Raw genomic sequence first — 20,561 nt, 5'->3', positions numbered from 1 at the left:
GGTTTTTATATAATAAACTATGTTTTATTGTCTTAGTGCTGCAATTCTTCCTCACCATCCTTTAAAGGAATATTTTGAGGAACAAAGTCTACATCATGTCCTGGTTTACTATAATCGTAAGCCCAACGATATACATGAGGAATATCTCCTGGCCAGTTACCATGAATATGCTCTACAGGTGTTGTCCACTCTAAAGTAGTAGATTTCCATGGATTCTGTACTGCTTTTTTACCGTAGTACATGCTGATAAAGAAGTTATACAAGTATATGATTTGAACAACTCCACCAACTAATGCAAAGATTGTTATGATAACATTTACGTTAGCTAAATCATCGAATAAAGGGAAGTTACTATTTGTATAATAACGACGTGGTAAACCTGCCATACCTATAAAGTGCATTGGGAAAAATACGCCATAAGCACATACTGCAGTAATCCAAAAGTGAATGTATCCTAAATTTTTATTTAGCATACGACCATACATTTTAGGATACCAGTGATAAATACCAGCAAACATACCGTATAAAGCAGATATACCCATTACTAAGTGGAAGTGAGCCACTACAAAATATGTATCATGCACATTAATATCTAATGCACTATCTCCTAAAATAATACCTGTTAAACCACCTGTTATAAATGTCGATACAAAACCAATTGAGAATAACATGGCAGGATTCATTTGCAAATTACCTTTCCATAGTGTCGTTATCCAGTTAAATGCTTTTACAGCAGAAGGAATGGCAATTAATAATGTTGTAAATGTAAATACAGAACCTAAGAAAGGATTCATACCCGAAATAAACATATGGTGACCCCAAACAATAGTTGAAAGGAAAGCAATAGCTAATATTGAAGCAATCATAGCACGGTAACCAAAAATAGGTTTACGTGAGTTAGACGCCATAATTTCTGAAACCAGACCCATTGCAGGTAAGATTACAATATATACCTCAGGGTGACCTAAGAACCAAAATAAGTGTTCGAATAAAACTGGCGATCCACCTTGATAATGTAAAACTTCACCTTGAATAAATATATCCGATAGGAAAAATGATGTTCCAAAACTTCTATCCATTATTAACAATAAAGCTGCTGATAATAAAACTGGAAACGAAACTATACCAATAATAGCAGTTACAAAAAATGCCCATATTGTTAAAGGTAATCTTGTCATAGACATTCCTTTTGTACGCAAGTTTATCACAGTAACTACATAGTTTAATGATCCTAATAAAGAAGAAGCAATAAATATAGCCATAGATACTAACCATAAAGTCATACCCATACCAGAACCACCTTGGGCCATTGGTAAAGCACTTAATGGCGGATAAATAGTCCAACCTGCTGCTGCTGGTCCTGCTTCAACAAATAATGAAGATACCATTATAATACATGATAAAAAGAATAACCAATAAGATACCATGTTTAAAAAACCAGACGCCATATCTCGAGCACCAATTTGCAATGGAATTAATAGGTTACTAAAAGTACCACTTAATCCTGCTGTTAATACGAAAAATACCATGATGGTACCATGTATAGTAACCAATGCTAAATAAATATCGGCATCCATAACTCCATCGGGAGCCCATTTACCTAATAATGCTTCAAACAATACGTTTGGCTCTTCTGGCCATGCAATTTGCATACGAAACATCATAGACATTAAAACCCCAATAACCCCCATAATAGTACCTGTAACTAGGTACTGCTTAGCAATCATTTTATGGTCTTGACTAAATATATATTTAGTTACAAACGTTTCTTTATGATGATGTCCGTGATCGTCGTCGTGAGCGTGGTTATCTGCGTGTGCTGACATAATCTTATATCGTGTTTATCTTTTTTAATTAATTAACTAGAGAGTTCTTGAATTCCTTTTGTTCTGCAATCCAAGCGTCATATTCTTCTTGAGTTTCAACTATTATCTTCATTTGCATATTGTAGTGAGATTTACCACAAATTTTGTTACAAAGTAATAAGTAATCAAACTCATAACGCTCTAAAGCATCTTCACCTTTAGCTACAAGCTCTTTACTATTTTCAACTCTAATGTTGTTAATATTTTGAACTTTTTCAACCATTTGCGGTGTTTGACGCATATCTGCCGTAGTTACTGTTGGCGTAAATCCAAATTGAGTAATCATACCAGGTACACAGTTCATTTGCGCTCTAAAGTGAGGCATATACGCTGAATGTAAAACATCTTGAGAACGCATTTTAAATAACACTGGTCGGCCTACAGGTAAATGTAACTCTGTAGTAATAATATCATCTTGAGCATTAGGATCAGATTCATCTAAACCTAAAATATTAGCACGATCAATATCAATTAAACGAACATTCGCTTTACCTAAGGTATTATCGGCACCAGCATATCTAGCTTTCCAGTTAAATTGTTGTGCATAAAGTTCAACCACTAATGGGTCATCACTTTCGTCTACACCCATAATATTTATCCATGTGCTTAAACCATATATAATTAAACCTGCTAAAACAATTACAGGAATTATAGTCCAAATAGCCTCTAATTTATTATTATCGGCAAAAAACAAAGCTTTTTTACCCTTTTCACCTTTATATTTAAATGCGAAATAGTGTAATAAGAATTGAGTTAAAGTCTGCACCACAAAAATAAGTGTCATAGAAATAACCATCAAATTATCGATAGTTGGTCCATGTTCCGAAGCAGAATTCGACATTAAAGGTAAATCACCCCATTTAACAAAACATACAATGGTAATAATATAAATGAACGCTAAAAAGCCCATCATTAAATACCCATTCAATGTATTATCCTTATCGGTTGCAACTCCGGCAATTGTACTTTCGTTTTTAGCCTGAGCTAAATCAAAAATCTTTACCATTTGCCAAATGGCAACTAAAATAAATACTAAAACTATAATTGTTAATAAAGCAGTCATTGGTATCGTTCGTCTTTATTTATATCTAATTAATAATGAAATTCTTCACTTTCTTTTCTAAAAGGATATCCTTTTACAAGTAATGGTGCTTTTGATAAGGCGCTAAATACAACAAATATAAATAACCCTGCGAAAAGTAAAATTGAACTTATTTCCGGTATTCCAATAAACCATCTGTCGCCAACTGTAGCCGGCATAATCATATTGAAAATATCAATATAATGACCAAATAAGATTACTAAACCTGCCATAACTACAAACCAAGGCATACGTTTATAATCTGCATTCATTAACATAAGTATTGGGAATACAAAATTCATAACTACCATACCTAAGAAAGGTAATTTGTAATCTTGGAAACGTGTTACAAAGTATGTTACCTCCTCTGGAATATTTGAATACCAGATTAACATAAATTGAGAGAACCATAAGTATGTCCAGAAAATACTAAATGCAAACATAAATTTAGCAACATCATGTAAATGGTTTTCATTTACAAACTCTAAATAGTTTCTAGATTTCAAATAGATAGTGATTAAAGCTATGACAGTAATACCACTTACAAACATACTTGCAAATACGTACCAACCGAATAATGTTGAGAACCAGTGTGGATCAACACTCATAATCCAATCCCAAGACATCATAGATTCTGTATAAATAAAGAATACTAAAAATGCAGCAGAAATACGGAAAGACTTCTTAAAGTTACTTTTATCTTCAGCAGTATCTTGAGCGATAGAGAATTTTCTAGAAAAGTGACGGTAAGCATACCAACCACCAATAAAGATAAGACCTCTAATTACAAAACCACCTATGTTTAACCAACCTGTTTTACCTGCAATAAGCTTATCATGAGCTACAACTTCAGGATCCATCCAAATGAATATATTGTAATGCCCGATTGTACCAGAAGCAACTGCTATGGCCAATACAATTAATGCACCAGGTAACATATAAGCCGTAATACCTTCCATTACTCTAAATAAAACTGGAGACCATCCCGCTTGAGATGCAATTTGAATAGCATAAAATGCTAATACCCCTAAAGCAATCATCATAAAGAAAAATGCCGCTACGTATAATGCAGACCAAGGTCTATTTGCTATTTGGTGTTGCACATGTTCTACATGTTCTTTGTGCTCATCCACTTCAGCATGTGCTGTGTCACCGTGATTATCATGTGAATCTGCTCCTGCATGTGCATCATGAGTTGGCGCCGCATGAGTTGCTTCTTCACCATGTCCACCTCCGTGGTGTGATTCTTCTGCAAGTAAGTGCTCCACTTCTTCAAAAGATAAATGAGATGTCATAAAACCATAACCAACTCCTATTGCCCCTAAAAGCATTAGAACGAAAGAAAATGTCTTTAATTTATTTGAAAATGTATACATATCTATAATAATCTTATCAATCTTACTTTTCTAAATCTGCTTTCAACTTTAAAACGTACGACACTACTTGCCAACGCTCTTCTTCATTCAATTGGTTAGCATAAGAACCCATTGCATTTTTACCATAATAAATAGTGTGGTAAATACTTCCTGCATTGATAGCTCTTCCTCCATCATCATAACTTGGAATACCAAGAATTTTTTCACGTTTAACCAAGTTACCTTGCCCGTTTCCTTTATTACCATGACAAATTCCACAGTAAATATCGTATAACTCTTTACCTCTATTTAAATCTACTTGAGTAGAATCTAATGGGCTATTCAAAGTCGCCTTTGCTAAATCGTAACCAGCAGTTGAATTCTCTATATCAAAAGGAACATAACCTCTAGGAATAGAACCTTGAACAGGTAATTGCGCTTCAATTCCATTTGGAAATGCCGCTTCACCATAGGTTTCATATCCTGCAGATTCATACATGTTTGGCATGAATTGATAGTTAGGTGCCGTACTCTTGTTACAAGATGTAGCTACAAAAACTACTGCTAATACTAATATTTTAATTAAGCTTTTCATATCTATTATTAATGGGCTTTATCAACTAAATTAATTTCTACTGCTCCAGTTTCTGCTAATAAACTTTCAAGTTCTTTTTCATTTCCATCTACTGCAATTTCCATTAAAAAATGGTCGTCTGTTGTTCTTGGATCTGGATTCTCAGCATTTTTAAAAGGCCACATTCTACTACGTAAGTAAAATGTAATTACCATTAAGTGAGCTGCAAAAAACACAGTAAGCTCAAACATAATTGGTACAAAAGCTGGCATATTTTCAATATAACTGAAACTTGGTTTACCACCAATATTTTGTGGCCAATCTTCAATCATAATAAAATTCATCATTAAAACGGCTACAGTTAAACCAATTAGTCCGTATATAAATGCTGTAATAGCAATACGAGTTGGTGCTAATCCCATAGCTTTGTCTAACCCGTGTACCGGGAAAGGTGTATATATTTCCTCAATGTGAAATCTTTGTGCCTTAACTTTTTTAACAGCTGACATTAAGATATCATCATCGGTATAAATAGCGTGAATAACTTTTGAAGCTTCCATTGACTATGTTTAGTTGATTAATTTTTTAGCTTGTCCAGACCAATCATCACGCTCAGCTCTTCCTGGGAAAGAACCTGTAATGCTGTCTAACAAATCATATTCATTTTTTGTCATTTTACTAACCTGAAGGAATGTATAAATACCAATGCTATTTAATACTTCTTCCATTTTAGGACCAATGCCATTTACTTTCTTTAAATCATCAGCAGTTTGAGTAGCCGGATCAAAAGCACCAATACTTCCTAAAAGGTTACTTACTTTTTCTGAATTATCATCAGTAGAAGGTATAGTATCTTTCACTTCAGCCACAGGTTTAACAAAAGCGTTACCCGATGTTCTAGCATCTGCTCCTGTTCCTGCTAAGCTATCGCCTCTTTCTCTAATGTTTTTATAACGCTCTCCAGACGATTTTAAAATTGTTTTAACCTCTGCTTGCGCAATAACAGGGAATGTTCTAGAATATAATAAGAATAATACAAAGAAGAATCCTATAGTTCCAATAAAAATTCCAATATCTACAAATGTAGGTGAGAACATTGTCCATGAAGATGGTAAGTAATCTCTATGTAACGACGTTACAATAATTACAAAACGCTCAAACCACATACCAACGTTTACTACGATAGAGATAAAGAAAGAGAACATAATACTAGTTCTTAATTTCTTGAACCACATAAACTGTGGAGAGAACACGTTACAAGACATCATCATCCAGTAAGCCCAAGCATAAGGACCAGTTGCTCTGTTTAAAAAAGCGTATTGTTCGTATTCAACACCAGAATACCAAGCTATAAATAGCTCTGTAATATATGCTACACCTACTATAGAACCAGTAATCATAATTACTATGTTCATTAATTCGATGTGTTGCACTGTAATATAATCTTCAAGGTTACACACTTTTCTCATAATAATAAGAAGTGTATTTACCATTGCAAATCCTGAGAATACCGCACCAGCTACAAAGTATGGAGGGAATATTGTTGTATGCCAACCAGGAATAACCGATGTTGCGAAGTCAAAAGATACAATAGTGTGTACAGAAAGTACTAATGGAGTTGCTAAACCTGCAAGTACCAATGATACTTCTTCAAAACGTTGCCAATCTTTTGCACGACCAGACCAACCAAAACTTAATAAAGCATAAATTTTCTTTTGAAACGGTCTAATAGCTCTATCTCTTAGCATAGCAAAATCTGGTAATAAACCTGTCCACCAGAATACTAATGATACAGATAAATAAGTAGAAATTGCAAATACATCCCAAAGTAATGGCGAGTTAAAGTTTACCCATAATGAACCAAATTGGTTTGGAATAGGTAATACCCAATATCCTAACCATGGACGACCCATGTGAATAATTGGAAACAAACCTGCTTGTACCACAGAGAAGATTGTCATTGCTTCTGCAGAACGGTTAATTGCCATTCTCCATTTTTGACGGAACAATAAAAGTACTGCAGAAATAAGTGTTCCTGCGTGACCAATACCAACCCACCAAACGAAGTTAGTAATATCCCAAGCCCAACCAACGGTCTTGTTTAAACCCCAAGTTCCAATACCTGTAGATACTGTGTATAAAATACATCCAATTCCCCACAAGAAAGCTACTAATGAGATACTAAAAACTATCCACCATTGCTTATTTGCTTTTCCTTCAACAGGTTTGGCCACATCCACAGTAACGTCGTGGTATGATTTTTCGCCTGTAACTAAAGGTCTTCTAATAGGTGCTTCGTAATGAGACGCCATAATTATATAATTGATTCTTTAATTAAATTTATGCTTCAGTTGTATTTCTCACTTTAGTATGATACTGCACGTTAGGCTTAGTACCAACACTTTCTAATAAGTGATACATACGGTCATCTTCTTTGAGTTTTGCAACTTTAGAAGTTTTATCGTTGATATCTCCAAAAACCATCGCTCCACTACTACAAGCTGCAGAACACGCTGTTTGGAATTCACCATCTTTAATTTCTCTTCCGTCACGTTTTGCGTCAAGAATAGTTTTCTGTGTCATTTGAATACACATAGAACATTTTTCCATTACACCACGAGAACGTACAACAACATCTGGATTTAATACCATACGACCTAAATCATCGTTCATATGATAATCAAACTCATCATTTCCATTGTATAAGAACCAGTTGAAACGACGTACTTTGTAAGGACAGTTGTTTGCACAATATCTAGTACCAACGCAACGGTTATATGCCATATGGTTTTGACCTTGACGACCGTGAGAAGTAGCTGCCACAGGACAAACTGTTTCACAAGGTGCATGGTTACAATGCTGACACATTACCGGTTGGAAAGCCACCTGAGGATTCTCAGCTGCTTGTTCCATTTCTCCAAATCCTCCTAAAGAGCCATTATCTCCAAATAAACCAGAGAATCCATCTTTTTTAGCATCATCTTCTTCAAATGTCGCATCAGATGAATAATATCTATCAATACGTAACCAGTGCATATCACGGCTACGACGTACTTCACTTTTACCAACTACAGGTACATTGTTTTCTGCATGACAAGCAATAACACAAGCCCCACATCCTGTACAAGAATTTAAATCGATTGATAAGTTAAAGTGATGCCCAATTGAACGATCAAATTCATCCCATAAATCAACCTCTGGAGAGGTTACCGGAGTTTCCTTATGATTTAATGAAACCGTAGGAACTTTATTCCACACATCTCTATCAGACGTATTAAATATCTCTAAAGTTGTTTCTTTAATAATATCACCACGTCCCATTAAAGTGTTGTGTAACTGCACAGAAGCAAATTCATGCTCTCCTGCAGCGAATTCCACTGTTACGTTTTGTACGCTATTAAAGTTATGATATAATGCATAGGCGTTAACCCCTGTTTGCATTTCTTCTTTTAAACCTAATGTTTTACCGTAACCAAATGCTAATCCAACAGTACCTTTAGCTTGTCCTGGTTGAATCATTACTGGTACTTTTAAAGACGCTCCGTTTACAGTAACATTGGCATAACTACCATTTAATGCACCGTTAGCAACGTGTTTATTCATTAAACCTAATGCATCAGCATCAGCTTTAGACACGGTTAGATAGTTATCCCAAGACGCTCTTGTTAAAGGATCTGGAAACTCTTGTAACCATGGGTTGTTGGCTTGTTGTCCATCACCCATACCAACTTTGGTATACAATGTTAACTCTAAACCACCGTTTGATTTTGCAGAAGATGCTAATGCTCTAGCTGCATTTCCTGAAGGCGCCTCAGCAGAAGCTTCTGCATTTGATGTCTCTTCAGTTTGAGTAGCAATAGTTCCAACAAAAACACCATCGTGTAATGCTTTGTTAAATGAACCACCACCTAAAATACCAGTACCCCAAGTATCCTTAATATAATCATGATAAGAAACACTGTTTCCTGTCCATTTTAATAAAGATTCTTGAAATTGTCTTGTATCAAATAAAGGACGAATTGTTGGTTGCATTAATGCATAATGTCCTTTTTTGATTTCAACATCACCCCAAGATTCTAAATAATGTGGCGCTGCTCCTATATATTGTGCTTCTGAAGAGGTCTCATCTACTTTCATAGAAAACGCAACAGATAATTCTACTTTCTTTAATCCTTCAGCAAAGTCTGAAGCATTTGGTAAGGTATAAATTGGATTTACACCACTCATTATAATCGCTCCTACACGACCAGCTTTCATATCGCCAACTAATTTAGCCACAGCAGCATCGCTACCCTGTCTAGTTTTAATTGGAGTCGATTTATCGAAAGCCTTACTTCCTAAAGCTTCATTTATTTCTAAAACAACTGTTTGTGCATTAACATCCTGAATTCCGGTTACTACAACACCATTGCTTCCAGCCTTTTTAAGTTGAGAAGCTGCTTTTTTAACTGCATCTTCTACTTTTTCTGGTAACGTTCCAGAAACAGATCCTCCAACCACATAGCTATATAATTTAGCTAAAGCTAATTTTTGCTCTGTAGGCGTTAATGGAACACGTTTATCGGCATTGGCACCAGTAAGAGACATATTAGATTCAAACTGAATATGTCTTGACATTTTACCGTGGTTTGGCGCTTTGTTCTTAGAATACCCTGAATCAAAACCACCACCTTGCCAATCTCCTAAGAAATCTGCACCAACAGAAACAATTGTCATGGCCTTAGCGAAATCGTAATTTGCTAATGCGCGTTCTCCATATTTAGCTTGATAAGCATCTAACGCAGCAGACTCTGAAATAGAATCGTAAACTACGTGACTTACATTACCATACTTTTCTTTGAATTCAGAAATTAATTTACTTGTAGATGGACTCGCAAATGTTTGTGTTAATAACACAATGTTTTTGTTAGCCGCAGCAATGTTGGTTAATTTCTCGGTAGTTTCAGAATCGAAATCGCTCCAAGAAATAGCAGAATCTCCTTTCTTAGGGCCTTGAACTCTTAAACTATCATACAATCCTAAAACCGAAGCATTCACTCTAGCATTAGCACTACCATTGGTAGCTGCCATCGTATTGTTTTCAATTTTAATTGGACGACCTTCACGCGTTTTTACTAAAACACTAGCAAAATCAAAACCATTTGCAATTGTAGTTGCATAATAGTTAGCAACACCAGGAATAATTTCTGTTGGTTGCACTATATATGGAATAGATTTTTTTACAGGACCCTCACAAGCAGCCAATGAAGCTGCAGCTGTACTAAATCCTACATATTTTAAGAAATCGCGACGCGTTGTAGATGTTTCCTCTAAGGTTTCTTTATCACCTAAAAATTCATCAGTAGGAATTTCTGCTACAAACTCGTTTTGTTTTAGCGTCTCAACAATAGAGCTATTTTCGTTTAGCTCTTCAACACTTTTCCAGTATTTCTTGTTTGATGACATATTATATAATTGAATTACTTCTTAATTTTTATTTAATGTTTTCCGCTTTCGCGGAAAGAAAAACTACTTATTTAGTAGTGACACTTACCACATTCTAGACCACCCATTTGAGCAGCAGTTAACTCATCGACACCATACTTTTTAGATAACTCATCATGTATTTTAGTATAGTAAGCATTATCTTTTACATCAATATTAGTTTCTCTGTGACAGTTAATACACCATCCCATAGTTAATGGCGCATGTTGATACATGATTTCCATCTCTTCAACAGGGCCATGACAAGTTTGACATTCCACACCCGCAACAGTTACGTGTTGTGAGTGATTAAAATATGCAAAGTCTGGTAAGTTATGAATACGAACCCATTTTACTGGTTGAGAATCTCCTGTATATTTTTGCTCAGCATCATCCCATCCTGCAGCGGCATATAATTTTTTGATCTCACCATCATAAAATTCTTTAGAATATTCTGGAGATGTTTCGCCATTATACTCATAAACTGATTTATGACAGTTCATACAAACGTTTAACGAAGGAATACCAGATGTTTTACTAACTCTTGCAGAAGAGTGACAGTATTTACAATCGATTCCGTTATCGCCAGCATGTATTTTATGTGAAAAATGTATTGGTTGTACAGGTTGATATCCTTGATCTACCCCAATTTGAGATAAATAGCCGTAAACAAAGTATGCACTAGATAATAAAAAGAATATTGCTACAACAATCATTAAAAACTGATTTTGAACAAATGCTTTCCATAATGGCGTTCTTTGAGAAGCCTCAGGTAAATCGATACCCTGCGCTCCTGCAAAACGACGTAATGTTTTATTCACTAGATATAATCCAGCAGCTAAAAGAATAAACAAGATAGCTAACGCCCCTAAAATAAGTTCGTTTGAAATACCACCAGAATTTCCACCACCAGCTTCTGCACCTCCAACTGGAGTAGCTGCTTGAGCAGGCGCTTTCTTTTCTTCAGCTGTATAAGCAAGAATGTTATTTATATCATCATCTGATAATTGTGGAAAAGCAGTCATTGCCGCACCACCATACTCATCGTATACTTTTTTAGCATAAGAGTCGCCAGATTTTATAACACCTGCACTGTTACGAATCCAAGCATGAATCCAAGTACGATCTAAACCTTGCTCGTCACTTAAACGTTCCTCTACGTTACGTAAAGCTGGTCCTGTCATCTTTTTATCTAATTGATGACATGCTGCGCAATTAGCATTAAATAATGATTTTCCTTTTGCTGGGTCTCCTTCCTGAGCAGAAAGAGCCGTTGTAAATGCTAGTAAAAAAACTAAGCTTAAACTAAGAAAGTTTGTGCTTAATTTACGGTGAATCACCTTTCTCATATTGTTGGTCAAATTAACTTCTAAACTTTGGTATGATTTTTTCATTACTATAAATGGAAAAATGCAGTTAAAAAAATCTCTCGCAAAAGTAATATTAAAAGTCGATTTTAGAAATGTTAGCATAGTGTTAATTGGTAATTTAGAGGGATTCTAAATAATAAAAAGAGCCGCAATTAAGTTTATATCGTATACATTTGTATAAAATATAATTAAGCACTACCAAAATTACAACACAACACCCTCTATTAGTAGATGATTTTAAAGAAGTTACACAAAAAAGTTAATACACACATGAATCCATTGAACCTAAAAAAAAGTTTTTTAAGCCTTATATGTTTTGTTTTAATATCAACATATAGTTTTTCTCAACAAGGTAATGTTGCCATAAATCAAGACAAACATATCACTGTTTTATTAGATTTAAAGAAAGAATTAAATAAAGATGAAACCAGTTCTGAACGTTACAAAATTCAAGTTTATTCCGGTAACAGAGCAGGTGCATACAGCGCACAAGAGGAGTTTACAAGCGCTTTTGGTAGTTGGCATCCATCTATGCAATACGAAACACCAAACTTTAAAATTTGGGCAGGAAACTTTAGAACACGATTGGAAGCAGATCGCGCTTTAAAGAAAATTAAAGTGAAGTTTCCTCATGCTTTTATTTTTAAGCCTAAGAAATAAAAACCAAGTTATTATAACTAAAAAAGAGCGACCAAATGGTCGCTCTTTTTTTTATAATCAAGTTAGTTAAACTAAGTGAATTACTTTAACTTCTTTTTAACCTCTACTTCGTGGAAAGCTTCAATTACATCGCCTTCTTTAATATCGTTGTAATTTTTAATTTGCATACCACAGTCGTAACCTTTAGCTACTTCTTTAGCATCATCTTTAAATCGTTTTAATGATGTTAACTCTCCTGTATAAACAACTACACCATCACGTATTAAACGAATACCTGCATTACGCGTTATTTTACCATTGGTTACCATACAACCTGCAATAGTACCAATTTTAGATACTTTAAATATTTCTCTAATTTCTGCAGTACCAAGTATTTCTTCTTTCAACTCTGGAGATAACATACCTTCCATGGCATCTTTAAGATCGTTAATAGCATCGTAGATAATAGAATATGTACGGATATCAATTTCTTCTTTATCGGCAATCATTCTTGCGTTTCCTACTGGTCTCACATTAAATCCTACGATAATAGCATCTGAAGCCGAAGCTAATAACACATCACTTTCTGTAATGGCTCCAACTCCTTTATGTAAAATATTAACTTGAATCTCTTCAGTAGATAATTTTTGGAATGAATCTGTTAAGGCTTCAACCGAACCATCAACATCACCTTTAAGGATAATATTCAGCTCTTGGAAATCACCTAATGCAATACGACGTCCAATTTCATCTAGTGTGATATGACGTTGTGTTCTAACAGATTGCTCACGTTGTAATTGTGCACGTTTAGAAGCAATTTGTTTTGCTTCACGCTCGTCTGCAAATACATTAAACTTATCACCCGCTTGTGGTGCACCATCTAAACCTAAAATAGAAACTGGAGTTGAAGGTCCAGCCTCAACAACATCATGTCCTCTTTCGTCATGCATGGCTTTAATTTTACCGCTATGCTGACCCGCTAACACGTAATCTCCAACTTTTAATGTTCCCGCTTGTACTAATATAGTTGAAACATATCCACGACCTTTATCTAAGAATGCTTCTACTACAGTACCAATAGCTGGTTTATTTGGGTTTGCTTTAAGTTCTAATAACTCAGCCTCAAGCAATACTTTTTCTAATAATTCTTTTACTCCTGTCCCAATCTTAGCTGAAATATCGTGAGATTGTACTTTACCACCCCAGTCTTCAACTAATAAATTCATTTGTGCTAAACCTTCCTTAATTTTCTCTGGATTGGCAGCTGGTAAATCTATTTTATTAATAGCAAAAACTATAGGTACGCCTGCCGCTTGTGCATGCGAAATAGCCTCTTTAGTTTGTGGCATAATATCATCATCGGCAGCAGCAACAACAATAGCAATATCTGTTACCTGAGCACCACGAGCACGCATTGCTGTAAAGGCCTCGTGACCCGGTGTATCTAAGAATGCTATTTTTTGTCCGTTTTCTAGTTCTACACCATAAGCACCAATATGCTGTGTAATTCCACCAGACTCTCCTGCAATTACATTTTCTTCACGTATGTAATCTAAAAGTGATGTTTTACCATGATCGACGTGACCCATTACCGTAACAATTGGTGCACGTGGTTTTAAATCTTCTGGTTTATCAACAAACTCTTCAATAGATTCCTCGATATCTGCAGTTACAAACTCTACCTGATAACCAAACTCATCGGCTACGATAGATAATGTTTCAGCATCTAAACGCTGATTCATAGTTACCATCATACCAAGTGACATACAAGCTGAAATAATTTGCGTAACGCTAACATCCATCATAGTTGCCATTTCACTAGCCGTAACAAATTCTGTTACTTTTATGATTTTGCTTTCAGCTGCTTCGATTTGTTGATCGATTTCAGTTTGCTCTCTATGCTTATCTCTTTTATCTCTTCTGTTTTTAGCACCACGCCCTCTGTTAGATTTACCTTGAAGTTTCTCAAGTGTTTCGCGCACTTGCTTTTTAACATCTTCTTCTGAAGGTTCTTCTTTTACAACATTACGGCGTCCTACTCCTGTGCCAGGTTTTCCTCTAAATCGACTATCTCCTCCACCAGGTCTAGCGCCTCCACGATTATCTTGTGGTGCTCCAGCTTTACTAATACGGCGACGTTTTCTTTTATTGGCGTCTCCGGCTTTAGCAACAGGTTTCTTTTCTTCTTTCTTCTTTTTAGGCTTATTAAACTGGGATAAATCAATTTTATCTCCTGCTATTTTAGGCCCAGTAAGTTTTTTATATTGCGTTTCCACCTTTTCTTCTGGAGTTACCAACTCGCCATCAACTACAACTTGTTTAAGTTGTGGTTTTGCTGGAGTTTCTTCCTTAGCTTCAGGTTTTGTTTCCGTATTAGATTCAGGCTTAGTTTCAGCTTTAGGCGTTTCCTTTTTAACAGGTTCTTCCTTTTTTGCTTCCACTTTAGGCTCTGCTTTAGGAGCCTCTTTAACCTCTTCAACAACCTCTTTTTTAGGTTCAGCAGGTTTTTCAGCAGCTTTCTTTTTAGGGTCCAAATCTATTTTGCCAACAGTTTTAGGTCCTGAAAGTTCAGCAGATGCTTTAACAACTTCCTCTTTTCTAGCTTTTTCTCTGGCTTCTTGTGCTTTTTGCTTAGCTTCTAATTCTCTTTCACGTTTAATACGTAAATCTTCCTTTTCCTTTAGCTTTGCTTCGCTTACTGCTTGAGACTTAACTTTTTTATTAGCATCTGTTTCAAATTCACCCGAAAGGAGGTTATAAGTCTCCTGAGAAATTTTTGTAGTTGGACGCTTCTCTATTTCCACGCCTTTAGAATCCAAAAATTCCACAGCGCGATCTAGAGAGATGTTAAGCTCGCGTAATACTTTATTTAATCTAATTGTGTCAGCCATAAATCGCCTTTAAAATACTCAAATATATGTATTATACCCTTTCGGACATAATGAAAATGCAAATCTGCACTTTTTATTTACTAATCTTCAAATTCTTCTTTAAGAATTCTGATAACATCTTGGATGGTTTCTTCCTCCAAGTCGGTTCTCTTAACAAGATCTTTAACATCTTGTTCTAATATGCTTTTCGCAGTATCTAACCCTGCTTTACTAAACTCTTCAATAATCCAGCCTTCAATTTCATCTGTAAACTCACGTAACTCAACATCTTCCTCTGCTCCTTCTCTAAATACGTCGATTTCGTAACCCGTTAATTGACCAGCTAAACGGATGTTATGACCACCTCTACCAATAGCTTTACTTACTTCTTCTGGCTTTAAGATAACCTCTGCGCGTTTTGTTTCTTCATTTAATTTAATAGAAGTTACACGTGCCGGACTTAACGCTCTAGTTATAAATAATGGTAAGTTATTGGTGTAGTTAATAACATCAATATTTTCGTTACCTAACTCACGAACAATACCGTGAATTCTTGAACCTTTCATACCAACACAAGCTCCAACAGGATCTATTCTATCATCATAAGAATCGACAGCTACTTTTGCTTTTTCTCCTGGTATTCTTACCACATGTTTGATTGTAATTAAACCATCAAAAACTTCTGGTATTTCTTGTTCAAATAATTTTTCTAAAAATTTAGGTGAACTTCTAGACATAATAATTGTTGGTTTAGCGCCTTTAAGCTCTACACTATCAATTACACCTCTTACATTATCTCCTTTTCTGAAGAAATCTGAAGGTATTTGTCTATCCTTTGGAAGTACTATTTCGTTGCCTTCATCATCTAACAAAATTACTGCTCTATGACGAATATGGTGTACTTCTGCTGTATAAATTTCTCCTACTAAATCTTTAAATTGCTTGTAAATTATAGTATTATCGTGCTCATGAATTTTAGAAATTAGGTTTTGACGTAATGCTAAAATAGCACGTCTACCTAAATCGATAAGCTTAACTTCTTCAGATACATCTTCACCAACCTCAAAATCAGGCTCAATTTTACGAGCTTCAGTTATTGTAATTTCTTGATTAGGCTCCTCAACTTCTCCATCGGCAACAACAACTCTATTTCTCCATATTTCTAAATCGCCTTTATCTGGATTTACAATAATATCAAAATTATCATCATCCCCAAATTTCTTTTTTAAGGCACTTCTAAATACATCCTCTAAAATTGCCATTAACGTTACTCTGTCAATTAGCTTATCATCTTTGAATTCTGAAAAAGATTCAATTAATGCGATATTTTCCATAACTCTTTAAATTAAAATTTAATCATAACTTTTGCTTCTACAATATTTTCATAAGGAATATTAATTTCCTTTTTAACAGTTACTTTACCCTTACCTACTGGCTTAGGTTCTCTAACTTTCCACTCTAATTTGATATTATCTTCGGTTGCCTCGGTAAGTGTTCCTTCAATTTCTTCAGAACTAGTTCTTACACTAAGCGTTCTTTTAAGATTTTTTTTATACTGGCGTTTGTGTGTTAATGGTGATGCTGCACCGGCCGACATAACCTCTAAAGAAAAATCATTTTCTTCTCTATCAATATTATTTTCTATGGCTCTGCTAATAAACATACAGTCTTCAACTAAAAGCCCATTATCGCCGTCTACTATTATCTTAATATGATTTTCTGAGTTTAAAGAAAAATCTATTAAAAACAAATCTGGACGTTCTAATAACGCCGCCTCAAGTAATTCTGTAACTGTATTTTTAAACATTTTAAGTATAAAAAGAGGGGACTTTCCGTCCCCTCATATCTTTAATTCCGCCTTTCAACGATGCAAATATATAATATTTTATTGATTTTTAAAGGAATATTTCATAAATTTAGATACACCACAACTTCTTAAATATGAAAAAAATACTTGTTCCTACCGATTTTTCTGATCAAGCTGAAAACGCTTTAAAAGTAGCTGCTCAATTAGCAAAAACTCATAATGCCGAAATTTATTTACTTCATCTTATTGAAATGCCTATGCATGACGTTGATACCACGAGCTTGCAAAGCGAACTGCCAGAGGCTATGTTTTTTATGAAATTGGCACACAAAAGGTTTGAATCTATTTTAAGAAAAAGATACCTAAACGATGTAATAGTACACGAAACGGTAGATTTTAATGAGATTTTTAAGGGTATTTTTCATAATTGCAAAAAGTACGACATCGATTTAATTGTTATGGGCTCTAATGGTGTAAGCGGATTAAGGGAAATGCTCATTGGAAGTAATACCGAAAAGGTGGTAAGAACCTCTGAAATACCCGTACTTGTAGTTAAAAAAGAACACGAAACGTTTAACGTCTCTAACTTTGTTTTTGCTTCCGATTTTAAAGACGAAAGCAAAGAAACTTATAAAAAAGCAATAACATTTGCCAAAAAATTTGATGCTAAACTACATTTGCTAACCGTAAATACGCCGAATAAATTTATGCCTACGGAAACTACTAATGAGCGAATGAAGTCTTTTGTAGCGTCTTCCGATTTCGAAAATTATACCCTTAACACGTACAACGATGTTACTATTGAAAAGGGTATTATGAATTTTTCTGAATCTATAGGTGCCGATTTAATTGGCATGAGCACCCATGGCAGACAAGGTATTTCGCATTTTTTTAATGGCAGTATTAGTGAAGATTTAGTAAATCATGCCAAACGCCCTGTGGTTACTTTTAAAATTTAATTGCTATAAATAGCGAACTAAGTACATTGCTAAATATTGCTATTTAAGGTTATACGGTAAGCGCAGCTCCCAAAATAATTGAGTTATCATGTTTAAGCGGCTATTTTTGTTTATTTTTGCAGCCTATGCAAGAGTTACAACTTTCTGATTGGTTACCTACCACAAATAAAGAGGTGAAAATACGCGGATGGGAAGCACTAGATGTTATCCTATTTAGCGGCGATGCCTATGTGGATCATCCAACCTTTGGACCCGCAGTTATTGGGCGTATGCTAGAAAGTTTTGGTTTACGTGTGGCTATTGTACCTCAGCCCAATGTAAACGATAATCTTCAGGATTTTGTTAAACTTGGTGCTCCAAAATTATTTTTTGGTGTTACTGGTGGTTGCATGGACCCCATGATTAGTAATTACAACGCTAACAAAAAACGTCGCGATAAAGATGCCTATACACCAAATGGCGATATTGGTTTCCGTCCGGATTACGCAACAACAGTTTATTCTAAGATTTTAAAAGAAAAATGGCCAGATACACCTGTTTTAATTGGCGGTATTGAAGCCTCTTTGCGTCGTGTTACACATTACGATTATTGGAGTGATAAGTTATTACCCTCTATTTTGGAAACCTCTAAAGCCGATATGTTGGTTTACGGAATGGGCGAACAACCCTTGAAAGAAGTTGTACGTTTGTTAGAGCGAGGTGTCCCTTTTAGCAGTATAAATACCGTTTTACAAACGGCAGTACTTCTAAAGGAAGGTGAAAAAATACCAAAAAACAGTAATTGGGAAGATGTTGAAATAGCTTCGCATGAAGTGTGTTTAAAGGATAAGAAAAAATACGCCTCTAACTTTAAAGTGATAGAGCAAGAGTCGAACAAATTGGCTGCAAGACGTATTTTTCAGAAAATTGGAGATAAAACTTTAATGATTAATCCGCCATATCCTACCATGACGGAAAGCGAGATTGATGCTTCTTTCGATTATCCTTATACACGATTACCTCACCCAAAATATAATAAACGTGGGCCTATTCCGGCTTTCGAAATGATAAAGTTTTCCATTAACATTCACCGTGGGTGTTTTGGAGGCTGTAGTTTCTGTACCATATCGGCACACCAAGGCAAATTTATTGCCTCCCGTAGTCAAGAATCTATTTTAAAAGAAGTAGATACGGTGGCTAATATGCCAGATTTTAAAGGTTATTTAAGTGATATTGGTGGGCCAAGTGCCAACATGTATCAAATGAAAGGGAAAGTGCAGTCTATTTGCGATAAATGTGTGGCGCCTTCTTGTATTTCGCCTGTTATTTGTAGCAATTTAGATACGTCTCACAAGCCTTTAACCGAATTGTATCAAGCGGTTGATAGTCACCCTAAAGTAAAAAAATCATTTATAGGTTCTGGTATTCGCCATGATATGCTAGTGCCAGAATTTAATAAAAATGCTGATCCAAAAGAACTTGATGATTACACCGAAGAAGTGATGACCAAGCACGTTTCTGGACGACTTAAAGTAGCACCTGAACATACTAGTGATCCGGTTTTAAAATTGATGCGTAAACCATCGTTTAGTTACTTCCATAAATTTAAAGAGCGATTCGATAAAATTAATATTGCGAAAGGTTTAAAACTTCAGTTAATCCCTTATTTTATATCGAATCATCCGGCTTGCGAAGTTGAAGATATGGCTAACCTAGCTGCCGAAACTAAAGATATGGGTTTCCAGTTAGAGCAAGTACAAGGGTTTACACCAACACCTATGACGGTGGCTACGGTAATTTATTATAGCGGTTACCATCCATACACGCTTAAAAAAGTAAACACGCCTATTACTAGAAAAGAGAAAGACGAACAACACCGTTTTTTCTTTTGGTATAAAGACGAAAACAAAGCCTGGATAAAAAAGACCTTAAACAAATTAGGCCGACAAGATTTATTAGACGTATTACTTCCTAAAAAAGAAGAAAATTGGCGTAAAAATAAGCCTAAAGGTGATGCTAAAGATACTTTTAATGATGCGGTGCCTTTTAACCAAAGGAAGAATAAGGCTAAGTTTAGAGGAAAGAAAAAACGTTGATTATTATTAGTTTTTAAAGCAAAAACCTCTATTCATTTCAAAACTAGAAAGTTAGTTTAATAAGCCAATTTACTCACATTAAGTTAACGTTAATTAATCACTAAGAAATACAAAATAGACAGTACAGGAATAGATATTGATACATCATGTTTTTTTTAAATAATCATTTAAACAAACATTATGAAAAACATCATACTATTTTTAACTGTGTTCATTTGCACTCTATCATTTTCTCAACAACGGAAAAGTAATTTTTTAATAAAGAAAAAAACTACTGTTAAAAGCGAATTTAGGCTCCGTTGGTTATACTAATTCTAAGGGAAAAAATAATATTAATGAGGATGATGAAGCGCTGTATACGTCTAAAAGCATCAATTTTATTTTAAACAGTACACAGCTTAGTGCAGGACTTACCTTTTTGATTATTTAGAAATAACTTTAAATTTTATGCCTCGTCAATATTAATTTGGCGAGGTTTTTATTGTGAATTTTAATAGTTTTTG

14 protein-coding genes are annotated in these 20,561 nt (G+C 35.0%); 3 read left to right on the top strand and 11 right to left on the bottom strand.

All coding sequences use genetic code 11. From position 1 onward, the window contains the following. Positions 1-32: 32 nt before the first annotated feature. The 8 genes from AAFN75_RS08325 to AAFN75_RS08290 all read right to left on the bottom strand — a co-directional run bounded on the left by AAFN75_RS08325 (position 33) and on the right by AAFN75_RS08290 (position 11,687). A complete protein-coding gene (locus tag AAFN75_RS08325) occupies positions 33-1,826 on the bottom strand; it encodes a cbb3-type cytochrome c oxidase subunit I (protein WP_144115107.1) in 1,794 nt (597 codons plus the stop codon). Between the two features lie 28 nt (positions 1,827-1,854). Continuing rightward, on the bottom strand, positions 1,855-2,928 hold the full coding sequence (locus tag AAFN75_RS08320) for a cytochrome c oxidase subunit II (protein WP_411809117.1): 1,074 nt from the start codon (positions 2,926-2,928) through the stop codon (positions 1,855-1,857). A 29-nt stretch (positions 2,929-2,957) separates the two neighbouring features. Beyond that, positions 2,958-4,322, bottom strand: a complete 1,365-nt coding sequence (locus AAFN75_RS08315) for a quinol:cytochrome C oxidoreductase (RefSeq protein WP_411809116.1) — start codon at positions 4,320-4,322, stop codon at positions 2,958-2,960. Positions 4,323-4,344: 22 nt separating this feature from the next. Further along, the gene (locus AAFN75_RS08310) at positions 4,345-4,896 is read right to left on the bottom strand and encodes a c-type cytochrome (protein ID WP_411809115.1); all 552 of its coding nucleotides are present in this window, start codon (positions 4,894-4,896) and stop codon (positions 4,345-4,347) included. Positions 4,897-4,904: 8 nt separating this feature from the next. Then, positions 4,905-5,435, bottom strand: a complete 531-nt coding sequence (locus tag AAFN75_RS08305; protein ID WP_144115104.1) for a DUF3341 domain-containing protein — start codon at positions 5,433-5,435, stop codon at positions 4,905-4,907. Positions 5,436-5,444: 9 nt separating this feature from the next. Further along, the gene (gene nrfD / locus AAFN75_RS08300; RefSeq protein WP_411809114.1) at positions 5,445-7,187 is read right to left on the bottom strand and encodes an NrfD/PsrC family molybdoenzyme membrane anchor subunit; all 1,743 of its coding nucleotides are present in this window, start codon (positions 7,185-7,187) and stop codon (positions 5,445-5,447) included. A gap of 28 nt (positions 7,188-7,215) precedes the next feature. After that, entirely contained in the window at positions 7,216-10,320 is a 3,105-nt protein-coding gene (locus AAFN75_RS08295) for a TAT-variant-translocated molybdopterin oxidoreductase (protein WP_411809112.1), read from the bottom strand. Between the two features lie 71 nt (positions 10,321-10,391). Then, positions 10,392-11,687, bottom strand: coding sequence for a c-type cytochrome (locus tag AAFN75_RS08290; RefSeq protein WP_411809276.1), 1,296 nt, complete (start codon positions 11,685-11,687; stop codon positions 10,392-10,394). Between the two features lie 291 nt (positions 11,688-11,978). On the opposite strand from AAFN75_RS08290, the gene AAFN75_RS08285 reads away from it, so the two are divergent. Beyond that, positions 11,979-12,368, top strand: a complete 390-nt coding sequence (locus AAFN75_RS08285; protein WP_411809111.1) for an SPOR domain-containing protein — start codon at positions 11,979-11,981, stop codon at positions 12,366-12,368. 80 nt (positions 12,369-12,448) lie between these two features. On the opposite strand, the gene infB is transcribed toward AAFN75_RS08285, so the two are convergent. The 3 genes from infB to rimP form a co-directional block, all read right to left on the bottom strand. Next, entirely contained in the window at positions 12,449-15,238 is a 2,790-nt protein-coding gene (gene infB / locus AAFN75_RS08280; RefSeq protein ID WP_411809110.1) for a translation initiation factor IF-2, read from the bottom strand. 80 nt (positions 15,239-15,318) lie between these two features. Further along, positions 15,319-16,551 (bottom strand): transcription termination factor NusA, encoded by a 1,233-nt coding sequence (gene nusA / locus AAFN75_RS08275; RefSeq protein WP_144115099.1) that lies wholly within the window; start codon positions 16,549-16,551, stop codon positions 15,319-15,321. An 11-nt stretch (positions 16,552-16,562) separates the two neighbouring features. Then, on the bottom strand, positions 16,563-17,024 hold the full coding sequence (gene rimP, locus AAFN75_RS08270) for a ribosome assembly cofactor RimP (protein WP_411809109.1): 462 nt from the start codon (positions 17,022-17,024) through the stop codon (positions 16,563-16,565). Positions 17,025-17,158: 134 nt separating this feature from the next. Between rimP and AAFN75_RS08265 the strand changes: the two genes are divergently transcribed. Then, complete coding sequence (locus AAFN75_RS08265; protein ID WP_411809108.1) at positions 17,159-17,983, top strand: universal stress protein; 825 nt, start codon at positions 17,159-17,161, stop codon at positions 17,981-17,983. A 125-nt stretch (positions 17,984-18,108) separates the two neighbouring features. Next, positions 18,109-20,058, top strand: a complete 1,950-nt coding sequence (locus tag AAFN75_RS08260) for a YgiQ family radical SAM protein (RefSeq protein ID WP_411809107.1) — start codon at positions 18,109-18,111, stop codon at positions 20,056-20,058. Positions 20,059-20,561 lie beyond the last annotated feature (503 nt).

The sequence above is a fragment of the Algibacter sp. AS12 genome (assembly GCF_046736315.1).
Lineage (GTDB): Bacteria > Bacteroidota > Bacteroidia > Flavobacteriales > Flavobacteriaceae > Algibacter_B > Algibacter_B amylolyticus.
Note: the sequence above shows the minus strand (reverse complement) of the source record. Positions and strands in the feature narration are given on the sequence as shown.

Excerpts from the sequence above, each read along its gene's own strand:
- AAFN75_RS08260 (WP_411809107.1), top strand. The coding sequence starts at position 18,109 with ATGCAAGAGTTACAACTTTCTGATTGGTTACCTACCACAAATAAAGAG.
- AAFN75_RS08285 (WP_411809111.1), top strand. The coding sequence starts at position 11,979 with ATGAATCCATTGAACCTAAAAAAAAGTTTTTTAAGCCTTATATGTTTT.
- AAFN75_RS08265 (WP_411809108.1), top strand. The coding sequence starts at position 17,159 with ATGAAAAAAATACTTGTTCCTACCGATTTTTCTGATCAAGCTGAAAAC.
- AAFN75_RS08320 (WP_411809117.1), bottom strand. The coding sequence starts at position 2,928 with ATGACTGCTTTATTAACAATTATAGTTTTAGTATTTATTTTAGTTGCC.
- AAFN75_RS08290 (WP_411809276.1), bottom strand. The coding sequence starts at position 11,687 with ATGAGAAAGGTGATTCACCGTAAATTAAGCACAAACTTTCTTAGTTTA.
- AAFN75_RS08310 (WP_411809115.1), bottom strand. The coding sequence starts at position 4,896 with ATGAAAAGCTTAATTAAAATATTAGTATTAGCAGTAGTTTTTGTAGCT.
- AAFN75_RS08315 (WP_411809116.1), bottom strand. The coding sequence starts at position 4,322 with ATGTATACATTTTCAAATAAATTAAAGACATTTTCTTTCGTTCTAATG.
- AAFN75_RS08325 (WP_144115107.1), bottom strand. The coding sequence starts at position 1,826 with ATGTCAGCACACGCAGATAACCACGCTCACGACGACGATCACGGACAT.
- nusA (WP_144115099.1), bottom strand. The coding sequence starts at position 16,551 with ATGGAAAATATCGCATTAATTGAATCTTTTTCAGAATTCAAAGATGAT.
- rimP (WP_411809109.1), bottom strand. The coding sequence starts at position 17,024 with ATGTTTAAAAATACAGTTACAGAATTACTTGAGGCGGCGTTATTAGAA.
- infB (WP_411809110.1), bottom strand. The coding sequence starts at position 15,238 with ATGGCTGACACAATTAGATTAAATAAAGTATTACGCGAGCTTAACATC.
- AAFN75_RS08295 (WP_411809112.1), bottom strand. The coding sequence starts at position 10,320 with ATGTCATCAAACAAGAAATACTGGAAAAGTGTTGAAGAGCTAAACGAA.
- nrfD (WP_411809114.1), bottom strand. The coding sequence starts at position 7,187 with ATGGCGTCTCATTACGAAGCACCTATTAGAAGACCTTTAGTTACAGGC.
- AAFN75_RS08305 (WP_144115104.1), bottom strand. The coding sequence starts at position 5,435 with ATGGAAGCTTCAAAAGTTATTCACGCTATTTATACCGATGATGATATC.